Source organism: Rhizobium ruizarguesonis, from assembly GCF_012349115.1.
Lineage (GTDB): Bacteria > Pseudomonadota > Alphaproteobacteria > Rhizobiales > Rhizobiaceae > Rhizobium > Rhizobium ruizarguesonis.
Genome location: NZ_PQIG01000064.1, coordinates 39,077 through 60,441 on the forward strand (window position 1 = coordinate 39,077; position 21,365 = coordinate 60,441).

Below are 21,365 nucleotides of genomic sequence, written 5' to 3' on the forward strand. Positions count from 1 at the left end.
CCAAAGCCTTGTGTTCAATGTTGTTTATCTCAAATCGAGGCCATGGGATCCGTCTGCCGGAAGCGGTCGCGAGATTGCGGTCAACAGGATCGCACCGGCCGAAGGTAAAAACTTCCCATTCCAGGATTTTAAGTAAGTTATATACCACGATCACCGAAGGCATGCTCTTTCGATTTCCGGCCTGCTCCGGCATTATTTTTCCGGCAAGTGCGCGCGATGAAGAGACCGATGGGTTTTCCATCGGTCCCGTCAAAAGCTGCGGGAGAACCGCCCGCCCCTCGCCTAGGCGGCCTGGACCGATTTGATCTTGTCGATGCCGCCGACAACAGGCGCGAAATCCGCCCAGACGCCCTGGGCGCCCTTCTGCCATTCCTCGAAGGCTTCCGGCTTCAAGAGCTTTCCGCCGTTGGCAAGTGCTGTCTCGACGGATTTGGATTCGTCGTCGACGATCAGCTGGTTGAAATAGGCAGCCCCTTCGCTGGAAGCCTGCTGGAACACCGCCTTCTGCTCGTCGTTGAGGCCGGCCCAGAAGGTCGAGGCATAATAGATGACGCCGGATGCCCAGATGTGGCCGGTCTCGGTCATATCAGGCACGACCTCATAGAGCTTGAAGCCGGCATAGGCCGACTTGGTCAGGTCCATCGCGTCGGCGACACCGGTTGCGAGCGCATTATAGGTCTCGGTGATCGGAATGCCGATCGGCGTCGTGCCGAATGCGCTCCAGAGCTTGGTGTGCAGCGGGCTCTGGATGACGCGAATGCGCTTGCCCTTGAGCTGCTCCGGCCGCGTCACCGGTTCCTTGGTCAGGAGATGGCGGGCGCCGTAATTGATGAAATCGCCGACGACGAAATTCTGCGCCTGCAGTTTCTGCTTGAGATCGGCGCCAACATCGCCGCCAACGGTCCTGCGGACATGGTCGGCATCGCGAAAGAGGAAAGGCAGATCGAGGATCTGCAGTTCCGGCGCCCAACCGGAGAGCGACGAGACAGTCGAAAGGCTGGCCTGGATGGAGCCGAGGCGCACGCCTTCGGCCACTTCCTTCTCGCCGCCGAGCGCACCGTTCCTGACGATATTGAACTTGAACTGACCGGGAAGCTTCGCTTCGACCAATTCGCCGATCTTCACCCAGATCTTCGTTTCCGGCTTGTCGTCGCCGAGCAGCGAGGCGATCGTGATCGTCGTCGTACGGGCAGCGGCCGTGCGGACGAAGGCGGGCGCGGCAAGCGCCGTTCCGGCGAGAGCTGCGGTCTTCAGGAAATTGCGTCGGTTGAGATTGTCCATGGGGTTGTCCTGTTTACTAGAAGATGATGGCCCAAGCGCAGAGGATTGCGAGCGAGACCAGGAGAGCGAGCAGATAGGGAACCACCGCCCGAAAGAGCTCTGAGGCGGGAATGCGCGTGACGCCGCTGACGACGAAGATCAGCATGCCGAGCGGCGGCGTCAGCCCGTGGATCATCAGGTTGACGACGATGATCACGCCGAACTGAATGGGATCGATGCCGGCGGCGACCGCTGCCGGCAGCAGGATCGGGCCGAAGAGCAGGATCGCGGCGCCGATATCGAGAACGAGGCCGATCACCAGCAGGATGACGTTCGACAGCAGGATGACCGCAAGCGCGCTGCCGCCGAGCACCGTCGTCAGATGCGAGATCAGTCCGGACACGTCGTCGACCGCCAGCAAAAAGGCAAAGGGGCCGGCCGTGCCGATGAGAAGGCCGATCGCCGCCGCTTCGACAGCCGCCTGGCGAAAGGCGGCATAGAGCGAGAGAATGCCGAGGCGCGCGCCGATGCCGAGCAGCAGCGTGTAGAAAGCGGCAAGAGCGGCCGCTTCCGTGGTGGTGACGATGCCGATGCGGATGCCGACGACGACGATGACGCCGAGCCCGAAGGCTGGGATCGCCTGGACCGCCGATTGCCAGCGCTGTCTCGCATTTGCGCGCGGCAGGGGCACCTGCTCACGCACGGTCAGATGGATGGCGACCGCCAGGCATATGGCCATCAGGCCGCCGGCAAAGAAGCCGCCGACGAGCAGCGAACCGACGGAGAGATTGGTCGCGGTCGCAAGGATCAGGAAGGCGATCGACGGCGGGATGACATTGTCGAGAACCGATGTCGAGGCGATGATCGCCGCCGCCTGCGCCGGCCGATAGCCGTGTTTGACCAGCTCGGGCTGGAAGGTCGATGCGCCGAAAGCGGCATTTGCGACCGAAGAGCCGGAGGCGCCGGAAAAGAGAACGCTGGTGAGCAGTGTCGTCTGCGCCAGTCCGGCCCTGCGATGGCCGACCATGGCGGCGGCGAAGCGCACAAGCTGGTTGGCGACGCCGGAGGCCGTCAACAGGCCGCCGGCGAGCAGGAAGAAGGGAATGGCGAGCAGCAGGAATTTCGAGATGCCAGTGACGGTCGCGGAAACGATCGCCGGCTCCGGCAGGCTGCTGCCGAAGGCGATGACGACATAGGCTGCGGCAAGAAAGGCGTGCGGCAGCGGCGCAGCAAGCACGAGGCCGACCGCGGCAATCAGTCCGAGAAAGATGCTCGGCGGCCAGTCGAGATCGAGCGAGACATGCGGGATGCCGGCATAGAGCGCGACACCGACGGCAAGCGAGAGCAAAACCGGCAGGATCCTGCCTTCGGCGACGCGCTGCAGCAGCAGCACGACGAGGATCAGCGCGCCACTGGCGCCGAGGAAGCCGAAGCGGATCCATTCCGGCACGCCGAGCGTCGGCGAGACGCCGCCAAGCATCGTCATGATCTCGCTGCCGCCGAAGCTCAGGATCAGCGCCGAAAGCACGGTGAAGACGTCGGCGCCGATCGGCGTGACCTTCTGCAGGCTTTCCGGCAGCATCTTGACGAAGACGTCGAGGCGCATGGCAAGCGCGCTGTTGAGGCTGAGCGGCGCGCCGAGTGCGATCAGGCCCACATGCAGCCAGATGCCGAGATCCTCGGCGCCGATGAAGCCGGCGCTGAAGAAATAACGCAGGCAGACGGTGACGAGCACCATCAAGAGCAGCACGGCGAGAACGACTGCCGCGGCAATGCCGAGAACCGCTTCGATCGCCCGCAGCAGGCGCGCTGCTACCCCGCTGTCCGGAGCGGCCTGTTCGATCGGATGAAATTCACTGGTGGCCACAAAACTTACCTTCTGGCGAGAGGATCATGCGCTCTTGGCGGTCGAAAGATCGCGATCGAAGAGCGTCGACCAGGTGTAGTTCCGCGCCTTCGAGACCTCCCTGCTGACATCGAGCCGCGGCAGCACCTTTTCGCCGAAACGATAGGCTTCCTCAAGCAGCGGCATGCCAGAAAGAATAAAAGTATCGACGCCCGCTTTCTGATAGGCTTCGAGCGTGCGCAGAACCGTATCCGGCGAACCGACGATCGCCGTACCCGGGCCGGGCCTGACCAGGCCAATGCCGGCCCAGAGGTTCGGCGCGACTTCGAGATCGCGCAGGTTTTCCGGCTTGAGGCCGCCATGCAGTGCGGTCATGCGCTGTTGGCCAACGGAATCGCTTCTTGAGACGAAGCGCTGATTGGCGGTGATCGCCGCATCATCCATACGGTCATAGAGATCGGCCGCCGCCTCCCAGGCCTTTTCGTCGGTGTCGCGAACGATGACATAGAGGCGGATGCCATATTCCAGTTCACGGCCGTAGTGGGCGGCTCGCGCCTTTACGGCTTCGACCTTCTCGCCGATCTGGGCGGGCGTCTCGCCCCAGGAGAGATAGGTGTCCACATGTTTTGCGGCGACTTCAAGCGCCTTATCCGAGGAGCCGCCGAACCAGAGCGGCGGTGGTGCGATGCTCTCGCTGACCGGCAAGGCGAGCTTGGCGCCATCCGTCGAGAAATACTTGCCCTGATAGGTGACACTCTCACCGGAAAAGAGCCGGTGCCAGAGCTGAAGATATTCGTCCGCCATGTCATAGCGCTCGTCATGCGGTAGCATCATGCCATAGGCGCCGAGCATCTTGGCGTCGCCGGAAACGACATTGATCAGCAGCCGGCCGCGGGCGAATTCCTGGAAGGTCGCAGCCATCTTGGCAAGCAAAGTCGGCGCAACGAGGCCGGGATGGATGGCCACGAGAAAACGCAGCCGCTCGGTGTGAGCAAGCAGCGCACTCGCCAGCACCCAGACATCATGGGCGCCGGTCGCAAACAGTGCCCCGGTATAGCCCAGATGATCATAAGCCTGGGCAAGCTGCTTGTAGTAGCCGTAGTCGACCTGACGCGAGCCTTCCGGCTGCCAGGGGTAGGCGCCGTCGGGCGCGCACATGTACCAGAAAACGTTCATCTCCGGTTTCCTTGTTATTTCGTCATTTCCGGGCGTTTCAGCACGATGGGCTTGTCGAAATGACCATGGCGCAGCAGCGTGTCGGCCTCCTCCTGCTGTTCGGCAATGATCTCTTCGTCGATCGGAAACACCGTGAAGTCGCGCGAGCGCACTACCTTTTCCCAGGCGTCGATATCCGTTTCCCCGCGGTCGCCAGATCCGCCGCGGTCGCCGGATGCAAGAAGTCCGGCGGCGGCGCGCGGATCGGCGGCGATCTCGGTGCCGATCCGGCTGAGTTCGGAGACGATCGCCCGGGTCTCGACCGCCGAAAGGCCGTTCCGCTGCAATGTCCAGAACAAAGAACGGTTGGGAATGGCCGCGCCGCAACGGACGATCGGCCTGACGTCGTCGCGCTCCAGCGCCTTTTCGAGACGTGGCGACATGGCGACCCAGGCATCGACGCGCCCTTCGAGCAGATCGGCGAGCGAATCGCGCGCGCCGCTTTCGACCCGCTCGACATCGGGCAGGCTCATCCCCTCACCTTCCAGGCTGCGGGCCAGAAGATAGGTGTGAAACGAACCGTCGATCAGCGAGATCCGGCGGCCCTTCAACTCAGCGACGGAGCCGATCGAACTATCGCGCCTGACAAAGATGGCGCCATTGGCCGGGCGCGGCGCGGAGGCAGCGATATATTCCACGCCGAGGCCGCGCATATCAGCCTCGATCGGCGGCGTCGAGCCGGTGCCGCCGAGATCGATCTCGCCGCTTTCCAGCAGGGCCGCGGTATCGCGACCTTCGGCATAGGATACGAAAATCGGCTGCAGATCTGCGAAGGCGCCAGGCCAGAGCCGCGCGAGGCGAAGATGCAGGTTGTTGGGATGAACGCCAATTCTCATGTTGCTTCGACCGTCGTCATGGTTGCCTCAATCAATTTACTTTTTTATAAATTGATTGCGAGGAAGCGATTGTCGTCAACGGGAGAAAATCGCCTTTGAAATCCCATAAAATCGATAGGCAATGAAATCTTTTACCAGATCGAGCGAAGTGAGCGAGCCGGAGTTGAAAATTCAGCGCCATCACTTTACTTTTTTATAGAACCTTCAAGGACGACACCGTTGACGAAGCCCGTTTCCTCAAGAGTCTGCCGCGATGTCGGCGCAGCAAGCGAATTGCTGAAGCTGATCGCCAACGCCAACCGCCTGGCGATCGTCTGCTATCTGATAGAGACGGAAGCCTCAGTCTCGGCGATGGAGGACGAGCTCGGTATTCGCCAGCCAACGCTTTCCCAGCAATTGAGCGAGCTTCGCGAGGCCGGCGTGATCGAAGGACGCCGCGACGGCAAGGCGATTGTCTATCGCGTCATCGATCCTCGTATCGAAACGATCGTACAAACTCTGCGGGACATGTTCTCCGGCCTCCACGATGTCACCGGGCGCTTCGGAATGACGAAGCTGCCGGTCGACGAAATGATGTTCGATTGAACCCCGGATGATCGACCTCTATACTTGGATCACGCCGAACGGGCTCAAAGTATCCATCGCACTCGAGGAGTTCGGCCTCTCCTACCGCCCCCACACGATCGATATCACCAAGGGTGATCAATTCCAGCAGGACTATCTCGCCATCAATCCGGGCGGCAAGATTCCTGTTATCGTCGATCACGAGACCGGCATCACGCTTGCCGAATCCGGCGCCATCCTGCTCTACCTCGCCGAAAAGACCGGCCGCTTCCTGCCCCGGCAGGGTGCCGCTCGGCATCACACGATCGAATGGCTGATGTGGCAGATGGGCGCCTTCGGGCCGACGCTCGGCAACGCCCATTATTTCCTGACTTACAATGCAGGTGAAGCGCCGTTCGCAGAGGATCTCTTTCGCCGGGATACCCGCCGCCTCTATGAGACGTTGAACGCGCGGCTCGCAGACCGCGACTATCTCGTCGACAATTATTCCATCGCCGACATGGCGGTCTGGCCCTGGGTTTCCCGTTTTCAGCGCCACGAGATCGACCTGAATGCATTCCCGAACGTCAAACGATGGTATCTCAGGCTTGCGGCGCGACCACAGGTCAAGCGCGGCTATGACGTTCCCCATTTCACATCCGAAATACCGCAGCCCTGAAGACCTTGCCGACGCGGCATATTGATCCCGCCCGAAATTTCGGCAATTTGATTATTTTTTGCGCACACCTATTTTTGCACATTTTTCAGGCGGACGCCTTGCTAAATTTGCTGCACTGCGTCATGAATATAGCAATGACGCATCTCGATCTGACAATTCTGGTGATCGACGAAAATGCCATTCGCGCCTCCATCATCGAAGAAGGACTGCGCGAGGCAGGGCATGTGCGCGTCACCGTCGTGCATGAGGTCAACGGCATCGCGCGAATCATCGAAACGCTGATGCCTGACGTGATCATCATCGATATCGAAAATCCCAACCGCGACATGATGGAGCATCTGTTCCAGCTGACGCGCACCGTCAGCCGCCCGATCGCCATGTTTGTCGATCGCTCCGATACGGCCTCGATCGAGGCTGCCGTCGATGCCGGTGTCTCGGCCTATATCGTCGACGGATTGAAGAAGGAACGCGTCAAACCGATCCTCGACATGGCCGTCAGCCGCTTCAATGCCTTCAACCGGCTACGGCGGGAGCTTGCCGATGCCCGCTCCGCGCTCGAGGAACGCAAACTCATCGAGCGCGCCAAGGGCATATTGATGAAGATGCGCGGCCTGTCGGAGGAAGAGGCTTTCGCCCTGCTGCGCCAGACAGCGATGAACGAAAAGAAGAAGATGTCGGAAATCGCCCAGAGCGTCGTCACTGCCGCGGGGCTGCTGATGTAATGGCCGACCTGATGAATTTCCGGAGGAAACCGGAGTGGATATGATGACAACGACCTCCAACCCCGGCGGCGAGCTGCCCTCGCCCGTGCGGGTGAACAACGAAGGACCGAAAGTGCTGCGGGCCGGTTTCATTCCGCTCGTCGATGCATCGGTGCTGATTGCGGCGGCGGAATTCGGCTTCGCGCGGAAGGAAGGCCTGACGCTCGATCTCGTCAAGGACGTCTCCTGGGCGAATGTGCGTGACCGCCTGGCATTCCGCCAGTTCGACATTGCCCACATGCTGTCGCCGATGCCCGTCGCCTCCATGCTCGGTCTCGGCTCCAATCCCTCACCGACGATCACGCCGTTTTCGCTGGGGCGCGGCGGCAATGCGATCACGCTGTCGACGCGGCTCTTCGACAGGATGCGGGATGACGCGGGATTGCAGGAAACGGCAAGCGCGCTCGACAATGCCCGCGCCCTGGCAAAAACTTTGGCGGCAATGAAGGCCCGTGGCGAACCGCTGCCGACTTTTGGGGTCACCTACCCCTTCTCCTCGCACAATTACGAATTCCGCTACTGGCTGGCAGCCGGCGGCATCGATCCCGACAAGGACGTCAAGCTTGTCGTGGTGCCGCCGCCCATGACTTCTGATGCACTGGCAGCCGGTGCGATCGACGGTTTCTGCGTCGGTGCGCCGTGGAACATGGTCGCTTCAGAGCGCGGCGTCGGCCGCATCGTCGCCGCCAAACAGGATATCTGGCCGTCGGCACCGGAAAAGGTGATCGGCATGCGGCCGGACTGGGCGGAAAGCCATCCGGAAACCGTTTCCCGGCTGATCGTGGCGCTCGACGCGGCAGCCCAGTGGTGCGATCGGCCGGAAAATCACGATGCGCTGGCGGCAGCTCTTGCCGACCCGCGCTATATCGCTGCCCCCGTCGAGATCATTCGCCGTGTACTCGCCGGCGAATTCAGCCTCGACGCAAAGGGTAACCGCCGCATCATCACCGATTATTTCATGTTCCATTCCGGCTTCGCCAATTATCCCCGACCGAGCCAGGCGCTGTGGATCTACAGCCAGATGATCCGCTGGGGACAGGCCGAGATCAGCCTTAACATGGCAAGGGCCGCAGCATCCGCCTACCGCCCGGATCTCTATCGCACGGCTCTGGGTGACGACAACGCACCTGAAGATGCCGATATCCGCATCGAAGGCAGTGACGAGGGCAACCGTTTCATGGACGGCCACGTCTTCGACCCGGCGAGGCTGCCGGACTATGTCGCAGGTTTTGCCGTCAAAAGCGCCCTCGCCTTCGTTTCCGACGACGAGGTATAACCGATGCCGGCCTGCACAAAACGCCAGCAAGCATCTGCCCGCCTCACGACAAGCGCACAAAATATTTGCATGAGCGGGTGGCGGCCCGAAAAACAAGCAGGCGGCGCGTTTCGTAAAATATCATTTTTATTCAGCAGCTTGAACGAAAATCACCAAACTGGCACGCAGCTTGCAAGACCTTTATAGCGCCGGTCAATGACGATCAGCGCAGAATGAGCGCGCGATAGACGCTCACGGAAGACACAGAAATTGGCTCTTCAGATTGAAGAGGTAGGTTTTAGCTTGAGCAATCCGGCCAACGGATTGCCTCCAGGCAAATGGGCCAGAAGGCCCAAGAATTCGGCGTCCAACGGCGGGCGCCACCAGCAAAGCCGCTGATCAGGATATTTCGCGCACCTCGTGTATGCGCGTCCTGACCAGCGGCTTTTTGTTTTAACCCTCAGCGATGGATCGGCACGACCTTGTCGGGCCCCGGAGAAGTTATGTCTGTCATCGAGAAAGCACAGCCCATGTCGGCCGGCGAACCAGCCAAAGCATTGTGGATCTCCACTGTAGCCTTCACCCTCTGTTTTGCCGTCTGGACGATCTTCGCGATCATCGGCATTCGCATCAAGCAGGATCTCGGCCTGAACGAGGCCGAGTTCGGATTGCTGGTCGGCACCCCCGTGCTCACCGGTTCGCTGGTGCGTATCGTTCTTGGCATCTGGACGGGCCGTTACGGCGGCCGTCTCGTTTACACGCTCACCATGCTGGCCGCCGCATTGGCGACCTTCCTGCTCTCCTACGCCCAGACTTATACGCAGATGCTGATTGCCGGCCTCGGCGTCGGCCTCGCCGGCGGCTCCTTCGCAGTCGGTGTCGCCTATGTCTCGCCTTTCTTCCCGGCGGAGAAGCAGGGGACCGCGCTCGGCATCTTCGGGGCAGGCAATGTCGGCGCGGCCGTGACCAAATTCGCCGCTCCCTTCGTGCTGCTCGCATGGGGCTGGCAGGCAGTTGCAGAAATCTGGGCAGTCTGTCTGGCGCTGATGGCAATCGTCTTCTGGTTCACCACGACCGATGATCCGGCCTTTCGTCTGCGCCGCGAACGCCGCGCTGTCTCCAAGAGTTTCGCACAGGAATTCGCGCCGCTGCAGAACGTTCAGGTCTGGCGCTTCTCGCTCTACTATTTCTTCGCCTTCGGCGGCTTTGTCGCCCTGTCGCTGTGGCTGCCGCGCTACCTGGTCGGCGTCTACGGCTTCAACCTGGAAACCGCCGGCATGGTCGCCGCCGCCTACTCCATCCCGGGCAGCATCTTCCGCGCCTTCGGCGGCGTGCTGTCGGATAAAAAGGGCGCGCGCAGCGTAATGTATACGATGCTTGCCGTATCGGCCGTGGCCACCCTCATCCTTTCGCTGCCGGCTGCTTCTGGTGGCGGGACGGGTCCGGCGTTCGGCATCACCCCTGTCATCTTCATCGTCGTCATCTTCGTGCTCGGCTTCTTCATGAGCCTCGGCAAGGCTGCCGTCTACAAGCACATCCCGGCCTATTACCCCGAAAACGTCGGCGCAGTCGGCGGCGTCGTTGGGATGATGGGCGGCCTTGGCGGCTTCATCCTTCCGATTGCCTTTGGCCTCCTCAAGGACATGACCGGCCTTTGGTCCAGCTGTTTCCTGCTGCTCTTTGCGATCGTCGTGATCTCTCTCATCTGGATGCACCTGTCCGTCAAGCAACTGTCGCGCCAAGGGCACTCGGCGCCCGTGGCTGCAACCTGATCTAAGGACCTGGAAATATGACCGAAAAACTTGTCATCATCGGCAATGGCATGGCGCCCGGGCGCATGCTGGAGCACCTCTTCGAGCAGGCGCCGGGTCGCTATGAAGTTACGATCTTCAATGCCGAGCCGCGCGTCAATTACGACCGCATCATGCTGTCGCCGGTTCTCTCCGGAGAAAAGGACTACGAGCAGATCATCATTCACGGCGACGGCTGGTACATCAAGCATGGCATCATGCTCTACAAGGGCCACAAGATCGTCAACATCGATCGCGCCGCCAAGACCGTGACCTCCGACCACGGCGTCACCGAAAGCTACGACAAGCTGGTGATCGCAACCGGTTCCGTGCCCTTCATCATTCCCGTTCCCGGCAAGGATCTGCCCGGCGTCATCACCTATCGCGATCTCGACGACGTGCAGGCGATGCTGCTTGCCGCCCAGTCGCGCGAAAAGGCTGTCGTCATCGGCGGCGGCCTGCTTGGCCTGGAAGCAGCGGCCGGCCTTGCCCAGCGCGGCATGGACGTTACCGTATTGCACGTCATGCCGACGCTGATGGAGCGCCAGCTCGACCCCGCCGCCGGCTATCTGCTGCAGAAGGCAGTCGAGGAACGCGGCATCAAGGTCATCTGCAAGGCCAATACCAAGGCGATCGTCGGCAATGGCAAGGTCGAGGGCATCGAGCTTGACGACGGCCGCATCATCCCGGCAACGCTGGTCGTGATGGCCGTCGGCATTCGTCCGAGTGTCGGCCTGGCGAAGGACGCCGGTATTGCTGTCAATCGCGGCATCGTCGTCGATGCAGGCATGCAGACCTCGGACGGCGATATTCTCGCGCTCGGCGAATGCGCCGAGGTGGGCGGCATGGTCTATGGCCTCGTTGCGCCGCTCTATGAAATGGCCCGTATCGCCGCCTCGCATCTCTCCGGCGATCGCTCGCCCGCCTTCGTTCACGCGGATACGCCGACCAAGCTCAAGGTCACCGGCATCGAGCTTTATTCGCTCGGCGATTTCGCCGACGGCGACGACCGCGAGGAGATCGTGCTGCGCGATGCTTCAGCCGGCGTCTACAAACGTCTCGTTCTGAAGGAGAATAAGATCATCGGTACCGTGCTTTACGGTGAGACCGCCGATGGTGCCTGGTTCAACGACCTGAAGAAAAAGGCGACCGATATTTCGGAGATGCGTGAGACGCTGATCTTCGGACAGGCCTATCAGGGAGGGTCGCCGCTGGACCCTATGGCGGCCGTTGCAGCCTTGCCGGATGACGCGGAGATTTGTGGCTGCAACGGCGTATGCAAGGGCAAGATCACTTCGACGATTTCAGGCAAGGGGCTGACGTCGCTCGACGACGTACGCGCCCACACGAAGGCATCCGCCTCGTGCGGTTCCTGCACCGGCCTCGTCGAACAACTCATGGCGCTGACTCTCGGCGACAGCTACAATCCGACTGCGGTCCAGCCGATGTGCACCTGCACCGAACTCGGCCATGACGACGTTCGTCGGCTGATCAAGGCCAAGGGTCTGAAGAGCATCCCTGCCGTCATGCAGGAGCTCGAGTGGAAGACCTCGTGCGGCTGCGCCAAATGTCGGCCGGCGCTCAATTATTACCTGGTCTGCGATTGGCCGGACGAATATGCCGACGACTACCAGTCGCGGTTCATCAATGAACGTGTGCATGCCAACATCCAGAAGGACGGCACCTATTCCGTCGTTCCGCGGATGTGGGGCGGTGTCACCAATTCGAACGAGTTGCGCGCCATCGCCGATGTCGTCGACAAGTTCGAGATCCCGATGGTGAAGGTGACCGGCGGCCAGCGCATCGACCTGCTCGGCATCGAGAAGGAAGACCTGCCCGCCGTCTGGGCCGATCTCGGCAAGGCCGGCTTCGTCTCCGGCCAGGCTTATGCCAAGGGCCTGCGCACCGTGAAGACCTGTGTCGGTTCGGACTGGTGTCGTTTCGGCACGCAGGATTCCACCGGCCTCGGTATCCGCATCGAAAGGTTCATGTGGGGCTCCTGGACGCCGGCCAAGCTGAAGATGGCCGTCTCCGGCTGCCCGCGCAACTGCGCGGAAGCAACCTGTAAGGACATCGGCGTGATCTGCGTCGATTCCGGTTTCGAGATCCATTTCGCCGGTGCGGCCGGTCTCGACATCAAGGGCACGGAGGTCCTTGGGCTTGTCCGGACCGAGGACGAGGCGCTGGAGCATATCGTGGCGCTGACGCAGATGTACCGCGAGCAGGCCCGCTATCTCGAGCGCATCTACAAATGGGCCAAGCGCATCGGCCTGGAGGAAATCCGCCGCCAGATCATGGGCGATGCCGAAAAGCGCAAAGCCTATTACGACCGCTTCGTCTTCTCCCAGAAATTTGCCCAGGTCGATCCCTGGTCGGAGCGTGTTTCCGGCAAGGACAAGCATGAGTTCAAGCCGATGGCGACGATCGGCTATCCGCAGGCTGCAGAGTAAGGAGATGGACATGAACTGGATCGCAATCGGTGACATCTCCGACATCCCGCTGCGCGGGGCGCGCTGCGTGAAGACGCCGCAGGGCAAGATCGCCGTCTTCCGCACGGCCGAAAACGAGGTCTTCGCCATCGAGGATCACTGCCCGCACAAGGGCGGCCCGCTCTCCCAGGGCATCGTCCACGCCAAGTCAGTCACCTGCCCGCTGCACAACTGGGTGATCTCGCTGGAAACAGGCAAGGCGCTCGGCGCCGACGAAGGCGAGGTCCGGACGATACCGGTGCTGAACGAAGACGGCAGGCTGTTCATCGCCTTGGAAAGCCTGATGATGGCGGCGGAATAGATGGCGGCTGAGGTCAAGACCACCTGTCCCTATTGCGGTGTCGGCTGCGGCGTTCTCGCCACGATCGACGAGGCCGGCGCAGTCAGCGTCAAAGGAGATCCCGAGCATCCGTCGAATTTCGGCCGGCTCTGCTCAAAGGGTTCAGCCCTTGCCGAAACCATCGACCTCGATGGCCGGCTTCTCCATCCCGAGATCGGAGGCGAACGGAGCGACTGGGACGAGGCGCTTGATCTGGTCGCCCGGCGTTTTTCTGAAACGATCGCCGAACACGGGCCTGACGCCGTTGCCTTCTATGTCTCGGGCCAGTTGCTGACCGAGGATTACTATGTCGCCAACAAGCTGATGAAAGGCTTCATCGGCTCCGGCAATATCGACACCAATTCAAGGCTCTGCATGTCCTCTTCCGTGGCGGGGCATCGCCGCGCCTTCGGCGCCGATACGGTGCCCGGTACCTATGAGGATATCGAACTTGCGGATCTGGTGATCCTGACCGGCTCCAACCTTGCCTGGTGTCATCCCGTCATCTACCAGCGGCTTGCCGCCGCAAAGACGGCACGGCCAAACATGCGGATCGTCGTCATCGATCCGCGCCGGACGATGACCTGCGACATCGCCGACCTGCATCTCGCCATCCGCCCGGACGGCGACGTTGCGCTGTTCATGGGACTGCTTGCCCATCTCGCGACAAGTCCGGCAATAGACCAGAACTATATCGCCGCCCATACCGAAGGTTTCGGCGACGCTTTTGCCGCCGCCGCCGCGCTCGATATCAACGATCTCCTGGAACGGACCGGCCTGCCGGCCATGCAGATCAGGGAATTCTTCCGCCTGTTCGAGACAACGCCGAAGGTCGTGACCTGCTACAGCCAGGGCGTCAACCAATCCTCCTCCGGCACCGACAAGGTCAATGCCATCATCAACTGCCATCTGGCGACCGGCCGTATCGGCCGCCCTGGCATGGGACCGTTTTCGCTGACCGGCCAGCCGAACGCCATGGGCGGGCGCGAGGTCGGCGGTCTTGCCAATATGCTTGCCGCCCATATGGCGATCGAAAATGCCGAAGACCGGGATCGCGTACAGCGCTTCTGGAACTCGCCCGTCATCGCCGCAAAGCCCGGCCTGAAGGCGGTCGACATGTTCCAGGCCGTGGCTGACGGGCGCATCAAGGCGCTGTGGATCATGGCCACCAATCCCGTCGTCTCGATGCCGGATGCCGACAGCGTCGAAAGCGCGATCGCCGCCTGTCCTTTCGTCGTCGTATCGGACATCCTGAAAGAGACGGATACGACCCGGCACGCAAATGTGCTTTTGCCCTCGCTCGGGTGGGGTGAGAAGGATGGCACCGTCACCAATTCCGAACGGCGCATTTCAAGACAGCGGCCGTTTCTCGACGTACCGGGCGATGCAAGGGCCGACTGGTGGCAGCTTGCCGAGGTCGGACGCCGCATGGGATTTGCCGCCGCCTTCGATTTTGATGCGCCGGCCGCAATCTTCGACGAGCACGCGGCGCTTTCCGCCTTCGAAAATAACGGCAGCCGCGACTTCGATATCGGCGCGCGCGCCGGCATGAGCGGCGGCGCCTATGACGAACTGTCGCCCTTCCAGTGGCCGCAGGCGTCAGGGACAGAACCAAGCATCACCCGCTTCTTTGCCGAAGGTGGCTTCTTCCACCCCGATCGCAAGGCGCGCTTCGTCGCGGTCAAACCGCCCGCAACGGATCGCACCAATGCCGAGCACCCCTTTACGCTGAATACCGGGCGCATCCGCGACCACTGGCACACGATGACGCGAACCGGAAAGAGCGCGCGGCTTTCCGCCCATATCGCCGAACCCTTTGCCGAGATCCATCCGCGCGACGCGATCGAGACCGGCATATCAAGTGCGGGCCTCGTCGAAATCGACAGCCCGCACGGCAAGGCAATCGTCAGGGCGCTGGTCACCGATCGCCAGGCACGCGGCGGCATCTTTGCGCCGATGCACTGGAACGACCAGTTCGCCGCAAGAGCGCGGATCGACGCCGTGGTCGCACCGATCACCGATCCTGTTTCCGGTCAGCCCGCATCGAAGAACGTTGCCGTCGCCGTCCGGCCGTTTCGCGCCACCCATTACGGTTTCGCCGTCTCCGCCACAAAACCTGCCACACCTGACGCCGCCTATTGGGCGCTGGCAAAAGCCGCCGGCGGCTGGCGGCTGGAGCTTGCCTTCGGCGAAAACGTCGAAGACTGGACGGCCTGGTGCCGCGCGGTTTTCGCCATTCCGGCCGAGATCGAACCGCTTGGTTATGCCGACCGGCAATCCGGCGACCTCAGGCTCGCCTTCTTCGATGGCGAGGTCTTGCTTGCCGCGCTATTTCTGGCTCGCGAGCCCGTCGCCGTCGCGCGCAACTGGGCGATCTCGCAGCTCTCCGCCTCGCATGGCGACCTCAGGAAACGCTTTGCGCTCGTCGCGGGTCGTCCCGGTGCCGGCAGGCCGGATCCGGGCGCCACCGTCTGCTCCTGCTTCAGTGTCGGGGTCAACCAGATCGCTGCTGCCGTGCGGGGCGGATGTCACAGCGTCGAGGCGGTCGGCAAGGAAACCAGCGCTGGAACCAACTGCGGCTCCTGCCGCAGCGAAATCGGCAGGATCATCGATCGCTGTCTTGCCGCAGCCGCGGAGTGAACCGCGCAAAAGCAAGCAGGGCGCGATCGGAGCACTTTCAGGCCGCGTTCGGGACGATAAGCATCCTGTGATCGGGGGAGATGCGGATCGAGATCTCGTCATAGGATGACAGGGTCGGGTGCGGCGTCTCCATCTTGTCGTGATGTGTTGTCGTGATGACCATGATATCGGCACCCGCCGCCTCGCCGGCGGTGATGCCGGCTGCGACATCCTCGAACACAAGGCAATCCTGGGTGCTGACGCCGAGGCGCTCGGCGCCGAGAATATAACATTGCGGGTCGGGTTTTCCGACCTTCACGTCCTCAGCCGTCACCATGAATTTCGGCACCGGCAAGCCTGCTGCCTCCAGTCGCCGGTGAGCCAGGCGCAACGGCGAGGAGGTGACGATCGCCCAGCGATCCGGCGGCAATGAACTCAGAAAGGTCGCGGCGCCGGGAATGGCAACGACGTCACTGACATCGGCGATTTCGGCCTCGGTCACCAGCTTCGATTCATGTTCGGGATCGACTCCCGGCAGGTTCAGCCGGGTGATCGTGTCAATGCCGCGCGATCCATGCATCTTCGGCAAAAAGGCGGCGACATCGAGCCCATGACGCCTTGCCCAGTCGCTCCACACACGCTCGGCCGCGCGGATCGAATTGAGGATGGTGCCGTCCATATCGAACAGGAAGGCGGCATAGGGCTTCTCGAAGCCGTAGGGCATCGGCATAGACAAAAGGCTGGATCCTTCAGGGAAAGAGTCGGACGGTGGACGCTATCGCGCGATGAAACGGCAAATCGTTGCGTTTTGCAAGCTTCCGGAAGATGGCGGTGACCGCCTTCAAACTGCCTTCGCCTAGAAAGCCGCAGTGCCGGAGGTGACGATCAAATCGCAGGAAAGCCGGAGGCCGATCAGGTCATGGCAGAGGTCATCGGCGCCATCGGCGAGTTCCAATGCGGCCGGAGCATCGGCGCGCAGGTAGGCCTGCGTAGTCGGATCGACGCGCATCGGAGCGGCGGTCCATAACGAGGGGCGGCTGACGTCGAGCGCCGAAATACCAGCCTTCTCGCCGCCCACGGCAGACGACGCGATCGCCATGCCGCTTGCCGTCAAGGCGAGCACAAGCGCTATCTGGAGACTGAGATCGGCGGCTTCGCGAAAAGAAACGAACATAGCGGCCTCATGCCACGGTTTTTTAGTATCTCCGCATGCAGGTAGGGCATGCGTCGGCGCCGATCCAGCGACATCGCCCGTTAAGGTTTACGCATAACCATGCCGTACAGGCCGCGCGTGAATGCAGGTTTTCTGCAAATTTCGGAACAATGATTCCATCAGGCAGTTACCCCAAGGTCATCCAAGATGAAAATCAAAGGAGGATATCCCATGACTAAATCCCTCATCGCTGCTTCGCTACTTGCCATCGGCATGGCGTCGTCGGCCTTTGCCCAATCGAACCCGGATCCGATCGGGCCAACGAACGGCGGTTCGACCGACCCGAGTTCCGGCACCTATTCGTCCGATTACACCAATAGTGACAACGGCATTCATCCGGTAACGGTCTCACCGGTCGATCCGACGACCACCCAAAGCATCGGCCAGCCGAGGACGATTGAATGCCCTGGCATGCCGCAACAAATGTCCGGCGTCGACACCCGCGGTGGCCAGAGCGGCGCATCCATCAGCGAAGCCTGCCGCGAGTACGATAACTAAAGCGCGTCGCGATCTTTCAGATTCGCTTGTCGCGCTTTAGGTCTTTGTTTTTACGCATGTCGTTGTCGCAAAACCGCTGCACACTTTTGCGCGACATGCTTTAAGCGACAGACTCCCGCTCTCAGAAAAAGGCCGGTTCACGCCGGCCTTTTTCATGTCGCCGACAGCCGTGAAAACTTTTTCCACCGGATGAAACTTTTGATTCGGATGGTCCGTACATCCGTAGCGGGTTGAAAAGAACACAAGCGGGGAACGGCTTCATTGGCAAAGGACGCGGCACCACCGGTCATCCTCTGGTTTCGCAAGGACCTGCGACTTGACGACAACCACGCGCTTGACGCCGCCCACCGCTCCGGACGGCCGATTATCCCGCTCTATATTAGAGAACCGGAGGCAGCAGGCACCGGTCCGCTGGGTGCTGCGCAGGCATGGTGGCTGCATCATTCACTCGAAGCGCTGGACAGGTCGCTGCGCAACCGGCAGGGACGGTTGGTGCTTGCAAGCGGCGAGGCGCTCGAAGTGCTCTGCGCCTTTATCAGGGAGAGCGGTGCCGAAGCCGTCTTCTGGAACCGCCGCTACGATCCATCAGGGACGTCGATCGACATCCGTATCAAGCACGAACTGGAAAAGCAGGCGATCGACGCGAGAAGCTTCGGCGGCCAGTTGCTGCACGAACCTTCCCGGCTGATGACCGGCAACGGCACGCCCTATCGCGTCTACACGCCATTCTGGCGCGCGCTGGAGGGCTCCGGTGAACCGCAGCCGCCGCTGGACGCGCCGGCGAAGCTACCGCTGGCATCGCAATTTCCGGCATCGGAAAGGCTGGAGAGCTGGAAGCTGCTGCCGACGAAGCCGGACTGGGCAGGCGATTTCGTTGATCTCTGGACGCCCGGTGAAGATGGCGCGCATGAGAAGCTCCGCGCCTTCGTTGAAGACGCGCTCGAGAGCTACAAGGAAAACCGAGACTATCCAGCGAGACCGGCGACGTCGATGCTGTCGCCGCATCTGGCGCTGGGCGAGATATCCCCTGCCCGTATCTGGGATGCGACACGCGGCCTGTCGCAACGGGTGCCGGCCGCCGACATCGTGCATTTCCGCAAGGAGATCGCCTGGCGCGAATTTTCCTATCACCTGCTTTTCCATTTTCCGCGTCTTGCCTCAGCCAACTGGAACGATCGTTTCGACGGCTTCGAATGGCGCAACAACAGCGGAGATTTCGAGGCGTGGCGCCGCGGCATGACCGGCTATCCGATCGTCGATGCCGGCATGCGCCAGCTCTGGCGCCATGGCTGGATGCACAATCGGGTGCGCATGATCGTCGCCTCCTTCCTTATCAAGGATCTGATGGTGGACTGGCGCCGGGGCGAAGCCTGGTTCCGGGATACGCTTGTTGATGCCGACCCCGCCAACAATGCCGCAAGCTGGCAATGGGTGGCGGGCTCGGGAGCCGATGCCTCGCCATTTTTCCGCATCTTCAATCCGGTGCTGCAGGGCGATAAATTCGATCCCGACGGCGACTATGTCAGAACCTACGTGCCGGAGCTTCGAGGGCTTGGGGCGAAATACATCCACCGGCCGTTCGAGGCGCCGAAGAGCATACTCGACGAGGCCGGCATCACGCTTGGCCAAACCTATCCAAAACCGATCGTCGATCACGCGAGCGCCCGCAACCGGGCGCTCGTCGCCTACAACGCCACGAGGGATGCCGCATGAACGCGCACTTTCGTCCCGCTCCCCGCCGGCTGAAGATCGCCGTCATCGGCTCCGGCATCTCGGGCGCCTCTGCAGCCTGGGCGCTGTGTCAGGTGCACGACGTCACGCTTTATGAAAGCCAAGCGCGGGCCGGAGGCCATACGGCGACGGTCGACGTGGATTACGACGGGGTTCAAATTGCGGTCGATACCGGCTTCATCGTCTATAACGAACAGAATTATCCCAATCTGACGGCGCTATTTGCCGAGCTCGGCATCGCGACGCATGCAAGCGACATGAGCTTTTCGCTTTCGCTCGACCGCGGCAGACTGGAATGGAGCGGCGGTGGGCTGTCCTCGGTCTTCGCGCAGAAGCGCAACCTGCTGAGGCCGTCTTTCCTGTGGATGATCCGCGAGATCCTACGCTTCAACCGCACCTGCCTCGAAGATCGGGCAGCCGGTCATCTCTCCTCGCGCTCGATCGGCGATTATCTCGACTGGCGCGGCTTCTCGCCCGGTTTCACCAACAACTATCTCGTGCCGATGGCGGCGGCGATCTGGTCGACACCATCAGCCCGCATGCTGCAGTTTCCCGCCGAGCAGTTCGTCAATTTCTTCGACAATCACCGGCTGATCTATCGCCGGCAACACCAGTGGCGCACAGTGACCGGCGGCAGCCGCACCTATCTTGACCGGCTGCTTCGGCCGCTCGGCGAACGCGTGAAACTTTCCTGCGGCGTGCGCGGCGTGATCCGTTCCGAGCGCGGCGTCACGATCATCGACGAAACGGGCGGCGAACACCCGTTCGACAAGGTGATCTTCGCCTGCCACAGCGATCAGACAGCCCGCCTGCTCGTCAATGCCACCGATCGGGAAAGCAGGTTGTTTGCGGCCATTCCCTACCAGCCAAACCGCGTCGTCCTGCATCGCGACCAAACGCTGATGCCGCAGCGGCGCAAGATTTGGGCCTCATGGAATTATCTGCGTTCCAGCCGTGAAGACGGAAACGCGGACGTCGCCGTGACTTACTGGATGAACCGGCTGCAGGGCATCGACGAAAAATTCCCGCTGTTCGTGACCCTCAATCCCGACCGCGAGCCGGACCCCCATAAGGTGTTTGCCGAATTCACCTATGAACATCCGCAGTTCTCGGCGGAAGCCATGAGAGCGCAACAAGCGCTCACGACCATCCAAGGACAGAATAATTGCCATTTCGCGGGCGCCTGGACAGGTTACGGATTCCACGAAGATGGTCTCGTTTCCGGTCTGGCGGCGGCAGAGGCCTTGGGCGGGATCATACCCTGGCGAACGGCCCGAACCTCCCGACAACCTCAACCGGATGCGGCGGCATGACAGGGCACGGCGAAAAACGTGGCATGAACGCGGTGGCCAACGGTGCGCCACCGAATGCTGCGGCGGCGCTCTATGTCGGCGAGATCATGCATCAACGCATGAAGCCGTTCGGCCATCGCTTCCGCTACCGTGTCTTCTCGCTGCTTATCGATCTCGACAGGCTGGACGAGGCCGGCGGGCTGTCGGTGCTGTTTTCCGTCAACAGGCGCAATCTCGTCTCGTTTCACGAGAAGGACCATGCCGACATCGGGGACACGTCGCTGCGCGCCTATGCCGACCGGCTGCTCGCCGAGGCAGGGCTCGACCGCGCGGACAGGATCCTGCTCGTCTGCTATCCCCGAATTCTCGGCTATGTCTTCAACCCGCTTTCCGTTTATCACGCCTATGATGCCGGTGGCACGCTCGTCGCGATGATCTACGAGGTGCGCAATACTTTCGGCGAGCGGCACAGCTATGTCTGTCCGGTCGGTCATGGCGAAATGTCGGAAAGCGGGCTTCGCCAGAGCTGCGACAAGCTCTTCCATGTCTCGCCCTTCATCGGTATGGCGGCGCATTATCATTTCCGCATGCTGCCGCCAGGTGCCGAAATCCGCTGGCGCATCCTGGAAAACGACAGCGAAGGCCCGCTTCTCTCGGCGACGTTTTCCGGACGGCAGATGCTTTTGACGAACCCCTCGCTCCTGGGGTTGACGGCGCGCATCCCCTTCCTCACCTTCAAGATCATCGCCTGCATTCATTGGGAAGCGCTGAAATTGTGGCTGAAAGGCGCGCGCTACGTCAGGCGTCCGGCGCCTCCGCCAGAAGTCAGCATCCGGCAACCCCTCCCGCTTGCGGACGCGGCGGAATGACATTACAGCGCCGCGCGTCTTTTCAGACGCGCAAAGGACGCTGTAACGCTTGGAACTGCTGCATAATTTTATCCGCAAATCGGTTCCGATTTACGGAATTATGCAGTAGCCTTCGGTGCAATAGCCGGGGGTCGGTCGAGCGCATCGTCG

At 61.5% G+C, this 21,365-nt stretch carries 18 protein-coding genes; 12 read left to right on the forward strand and 6 right to left on the reverse strand.

The genetic code is table 11. The features are described from left to right. Nucleotides 1-282 precede the first annotated feature (282 nt). The 4 genes from C3Y91_RS07680 to C3Y91_RS07695 are packed head-to-tail and all read right to left on the reverse strand — an operon-like array spanning nucleotide 283 to nucleotide 5,157. On the reverse strand, nucleotides 283-1,281 hold the full coding sequence (locus tag C3Y91_RS07680; RefSeq protein WP_168575217.1) for a TRAP transporter substrate-binding protein: 999 nt from the start codon (nucleotides 1,279-1,281) through the stop codon (nucleotides 283-285). Between the two features lie 16 nt (nucleotides 1,282-1,297). Then, entirely contained in the window at nucleotides 1,298-3,127 is a 1,830-nt protein-coding gene (locus C3Y91_RS07685) for a TRAP transporter large permease subunit (RefSeq protein WP_168575218.1), read from the reverse strand. 24 nt (nucleotides 3,128-3,151) lie between these two features. Continuing rightward, complete coding sequence (locus C3Y91_RS07690) at nucleotides 3,152-4,282, reverse strand: LLM class flavin-dependent oxidoreductase (protein ID WP_024320627.1); 1,131 nt, start codon at nucleotides 4,280-4,282, stop codon at nucleotides 3,152-3,154. 14 nt (nucleotides 4,283-4,296) lie between these two features. Then, nucleotides 4,297-5,157, reverse strand: a complete 861-nt coding sequence (locus tag C3Y91_RS07695; protein WP_024320626.1) for an ABC transporter substrate-binding protein — start codon at nucleotides 5,155-5,157, stop codon at nucleotides 4,297-4,299. Between the two features lie 219 nt (nucleotides 5,158-5,376). Between C3Y91_RS07695 and C3Y91_RS07700 the strand changes: the two genes are divergently transcribed. The 8 genes from C3Y91_RS07700 to C3Y91_RS07735 all read left to right on the forward strand — a co-directional run bounded on the left by C3Y91_RS07700 (nucleotide 5,377) and on the right by C3Y91_RS07735 (nucleotide 15,633). Next, entirely contained in the window at nucleotides 5,377-5,742 is a 366-nt protein-coding gene (locus C3Y91_RS07700) for an ArsR/SmtB family transcription factor (protein WP_024320625.1), read from the forward strand. 7 nt (nucleotides 5,743-5,749) lie between these two features. After that, complete coding sequence (locus tag C3Y91_RS07705; protein WP_075223938.1) at nucleotides 5,750-6,379, forward strand: glutathione S-transferase family protein; 630 nt, start codon at nucleotides 5,750-5,752, stop codon at nucleotides 6,377-6,379. A gap of 134 nt (nucleotides 6,380-6,513) precedes the next feature. After that, entirely contained in the window at nucleotides 6,514-7,101 is a 588-nt protein-coding gene (locus C3Y91_RS07710) for an ANTAR domain-containing response regulator (protein ID WP_032982374.1), read from the forward strand. Nucleotides 7,102-7,135: 34 nt separating this feature from the next. Then, nucleotides 7,136-8,416 carry a CmpA/NrtA family ABC transporter substrate-binding protein gene (locus tag C3Y91_RS07715; RefSeq protein WP_024320622.1) on the forward strand — a complete coding sequence of 427 codons (1,281 nt, stop codon included), beginning with the start codon at nucleotides 7,136-7,138 and terminating at the stop codon, nucleotides 8,414-8,416. A gap of 482 nt (nucleotides 8,417-8,898) precedes the next feature. Beyond that, nucleotides 8,899-10,167 carry an MFS transporter gene (locus C3Y91_RS07720; RefSeq protein ID WP_024320621.1) on the forward strand — a complete coding sequence of 423 codons (1,269 nt, stop codon included), beginning with the start codon at nucleotides 8,899-8,901 and terminating at the stop codon, nucleotides 10,165-10,167. Nucleotides 10,168-10,184: 17 nt separating this feature from the next. Further along, nucleotides 10,185-12,635 (forward strand): nitrite reductase large subunit NirB, encoded by a 2,451-nt coding sequence (gene nirB, locus C3Y91_RS07725; RefSeq protein WP_130760708.1) that lies wholly within the window; start codon nucleotides 10,185-10,187, stop codon nucleotides 12,633-12,635. Between the two features lie 4 nt (nucleotides 12,636-12,639). Next, nucleotides 12,640-12,975 (forward strand): nitrite reductase small subunit NirD, encoded by a 336-nt coding sequence (nirD, locus tag C3Y91_RS07730; protein ID WP_018073330.1) that lies wholly within the window; start codon nucleotides 12,640-12,642, stop codon nucleotides 12,973-12,975. After that, nucleotides 12,976-15,633 (forward strand): nitrate reductase, encoded by a 2,658-nt coding sequence (locus C3Y91_RS07735; RefSeq protein WP_024320619.1) that lies wholly within the window; start codon nucleotides 12,976-12,978, stop codon nucleotides 15,631-15,633. Between the two features lie 37 nt (nucleotides 15,634-15,670). On the opposite strand, the gene C3Y91_RS07740 is transcribed toward C3Y91_RS07735, so the two are convergent. Together C3Y91_RS07740 and C3Y91_RS07745 are read right to left on the reverse strand one after the other, a co-directional pair. Further along, entirely contained in the window at nucleotides 15,671-16,348 is a 678-nt protein-coding gene (locus tag C3Y91_RS07740; protein ID WP_024320618.1) for an HAD family hydrolase, read from the reverse strand. A gap of 120 nt (nucleotides 16,349-16,468) precedes the next feature. Beyond that, nucleotides 16,469-16,786: a hypothetical protein gene (locus C3Y91_RS07745; RefSeq protein WP_024320617.1), complete on the reverse strand. Its 318-nt coding sequence runs from the start codon at nucleotides 16,784-16,786 to the stop codon at nucleotides 16,469-16,471. A gap of 210 nt (nucleotides 16,787-16,996) precedes the next feature. On the opposite strand from C3Y91_RS07745, the gene C3Y91_RS07750 reads away from it, so the two are divergent. From C3Y91_RS07750 to C3Y91_RS07765, 4 genes are all read left to right on the forward strand, one after another. Beyond that, a complete protein-coding gene (locus tag C3Y91_RS07750; protein WP_018073326.1) occupies nucleotides 16,997-17,323 on the forward strand; it encodes a hypothetical protein in 327 nt (108 codons plus the stop codon). 261 nt (nucleotides 17,324-17,584) lie between these two features. Then, nucleotides 17,585-19,036, forward strand: coding sequence for a cryptochrome/photolyase family protein (locus tag C3Y91_RS07755; protein WP_024320616.1), 1,452 nt, complete (start codon nucleotides 17,585-17,587; stop codon nucleotides 19,034-19,036). Next, nucleotides 19,033-20,367: an NAD(P)/FAD-dependent oxidoreductase gene (locus C3Y91_RS07760; RefSeq protein WP_168575219.1), complete on the forward strand. Its 1,335-nt coding sequence runs from the start codon at nucleotides 19,033-19,035 to the stop codon at nucleotides 20,365-20,367. The genes C3Y91_RS07755 and C3Y91_RS07760 overlap by 4 nt, the downstream gene beginning before the upstream one ends. Then, on the forward strand, nucleotides 20,364-21,215 hold the full coding sequence (locus tag C3Y91_RS07765; RefSeq protein ID WP_024320614.1) for a DUF1365 domain-containing protein: 852 nt from the start codon (nucleotides 20,364-20,366) through the stop codon (nucleotides 21,213-21,215). Before C3Y91_RS07760 ends, C3Y91_RS07765 begins: the two co-directional genes overlap by 4 nt. Nucleotides 21,216-21,365 lie beyond the last annotated feature (150 nt).

What these genes read in the sequence shown, in the direction of transcription:
- C3Y91_RS07680 (WP_168575217.1), bottom strand. Translation starts at nt 1,281, where the DNA reads ATGGACAATCTCAACCGACGCAATTTCCTGAAGACCGCAGCTCTCGCC.
- C3Y91_RS07765 (WP_024320614.1), top strand. Translation starts at nt 20,364, where the DNA reads ATGACAGGGCACGGCGAAAAACGTGGCATGAACGCGGTGGCCAACGGT.
- C3Y91_RS07720 (WP_024320621.1), top strand. Translation starts at nt 8,899, where the DNA reads ATGTCTGTCATCGAGAAAGCACAGCCCATGTCGGCCGGCGAACCAGCC.
- C3Y91_RS07705 (WP_075223938.1), top strand. Translation starts at nt 5,750, where the DNA reads ATGATCGACCTCTATACTTGGATCACGCCGAACGGGCTCAAAGTATCC.
- C3Y91_RS07760 (WP_168575219.1), top strand. Translation starts at nt 19,033, where the DNA reads ATGAACGCGCACTTTCGTCCCGCTCCCCGCCGGCTGAAGATCGCCGTC.
- C3Y91_RS07750 (WP_018073326.1), top strand. Translation starts at nt 16,997, where the DNA reads ATGACTAAATCCCTCATCGCTGCTTCGCTACTTGCCATCGGCATGGCG.
- C3Y91_RS07735 (WP_024320619.1), top strand. Translation starts at nt 12,976, where the DNA reads ATGGCGGCTGAGGTCAAGACCACCTGTCCCTATTGCGGTGTCGGCTGC.
- C3Y91_RS07690 (WP_024320627.1), bottom strand. Translation starts at nt 4,282, where the DNA reads ATGAACGTTTTCTGGTACATGTGCGCGCCCGACGGCGCCTACCCCTGG.
- nirB (WP_130760708.1), top strand. Translation starts at nt 10,185, where the DNA reads ATGACCGAAAAACTTGTCATCATCGGCAATGGCATGGCGCCCGGGCGC.
- C3Y91_RS07745 (WP_024320617.1), bottom strand. Translation starts at nt 16,786, where the DNA reads ATGTTCGTTTCTTTTCGCGAAGCCGCCGATCTCAGTCTCCAGATAGCG.
- C3Y91_RS07695 (WP_024320626.1), bottom strand. Translation starts at nt 5,157, where the DNA reads ATGAGAATTGGCGTTCATCCCAACAACCTGCATCTTCGCCTCGCGCGG.
- nirD (WP_018073330.1), top strand. Translation starts at nt 12,640, where the DNA reads ATGGACATGAACTGGATCGCAATCGGTGACATCTCCGACATCCCGCTG.
- C3Y91_RS07710 (WP_032982374.1), top strand. Translation starts at nt 6,514, where the DNA reads ATGACGCATCTCGATCTGACAATTCTGGTGATCGACGAAAATGCCATT.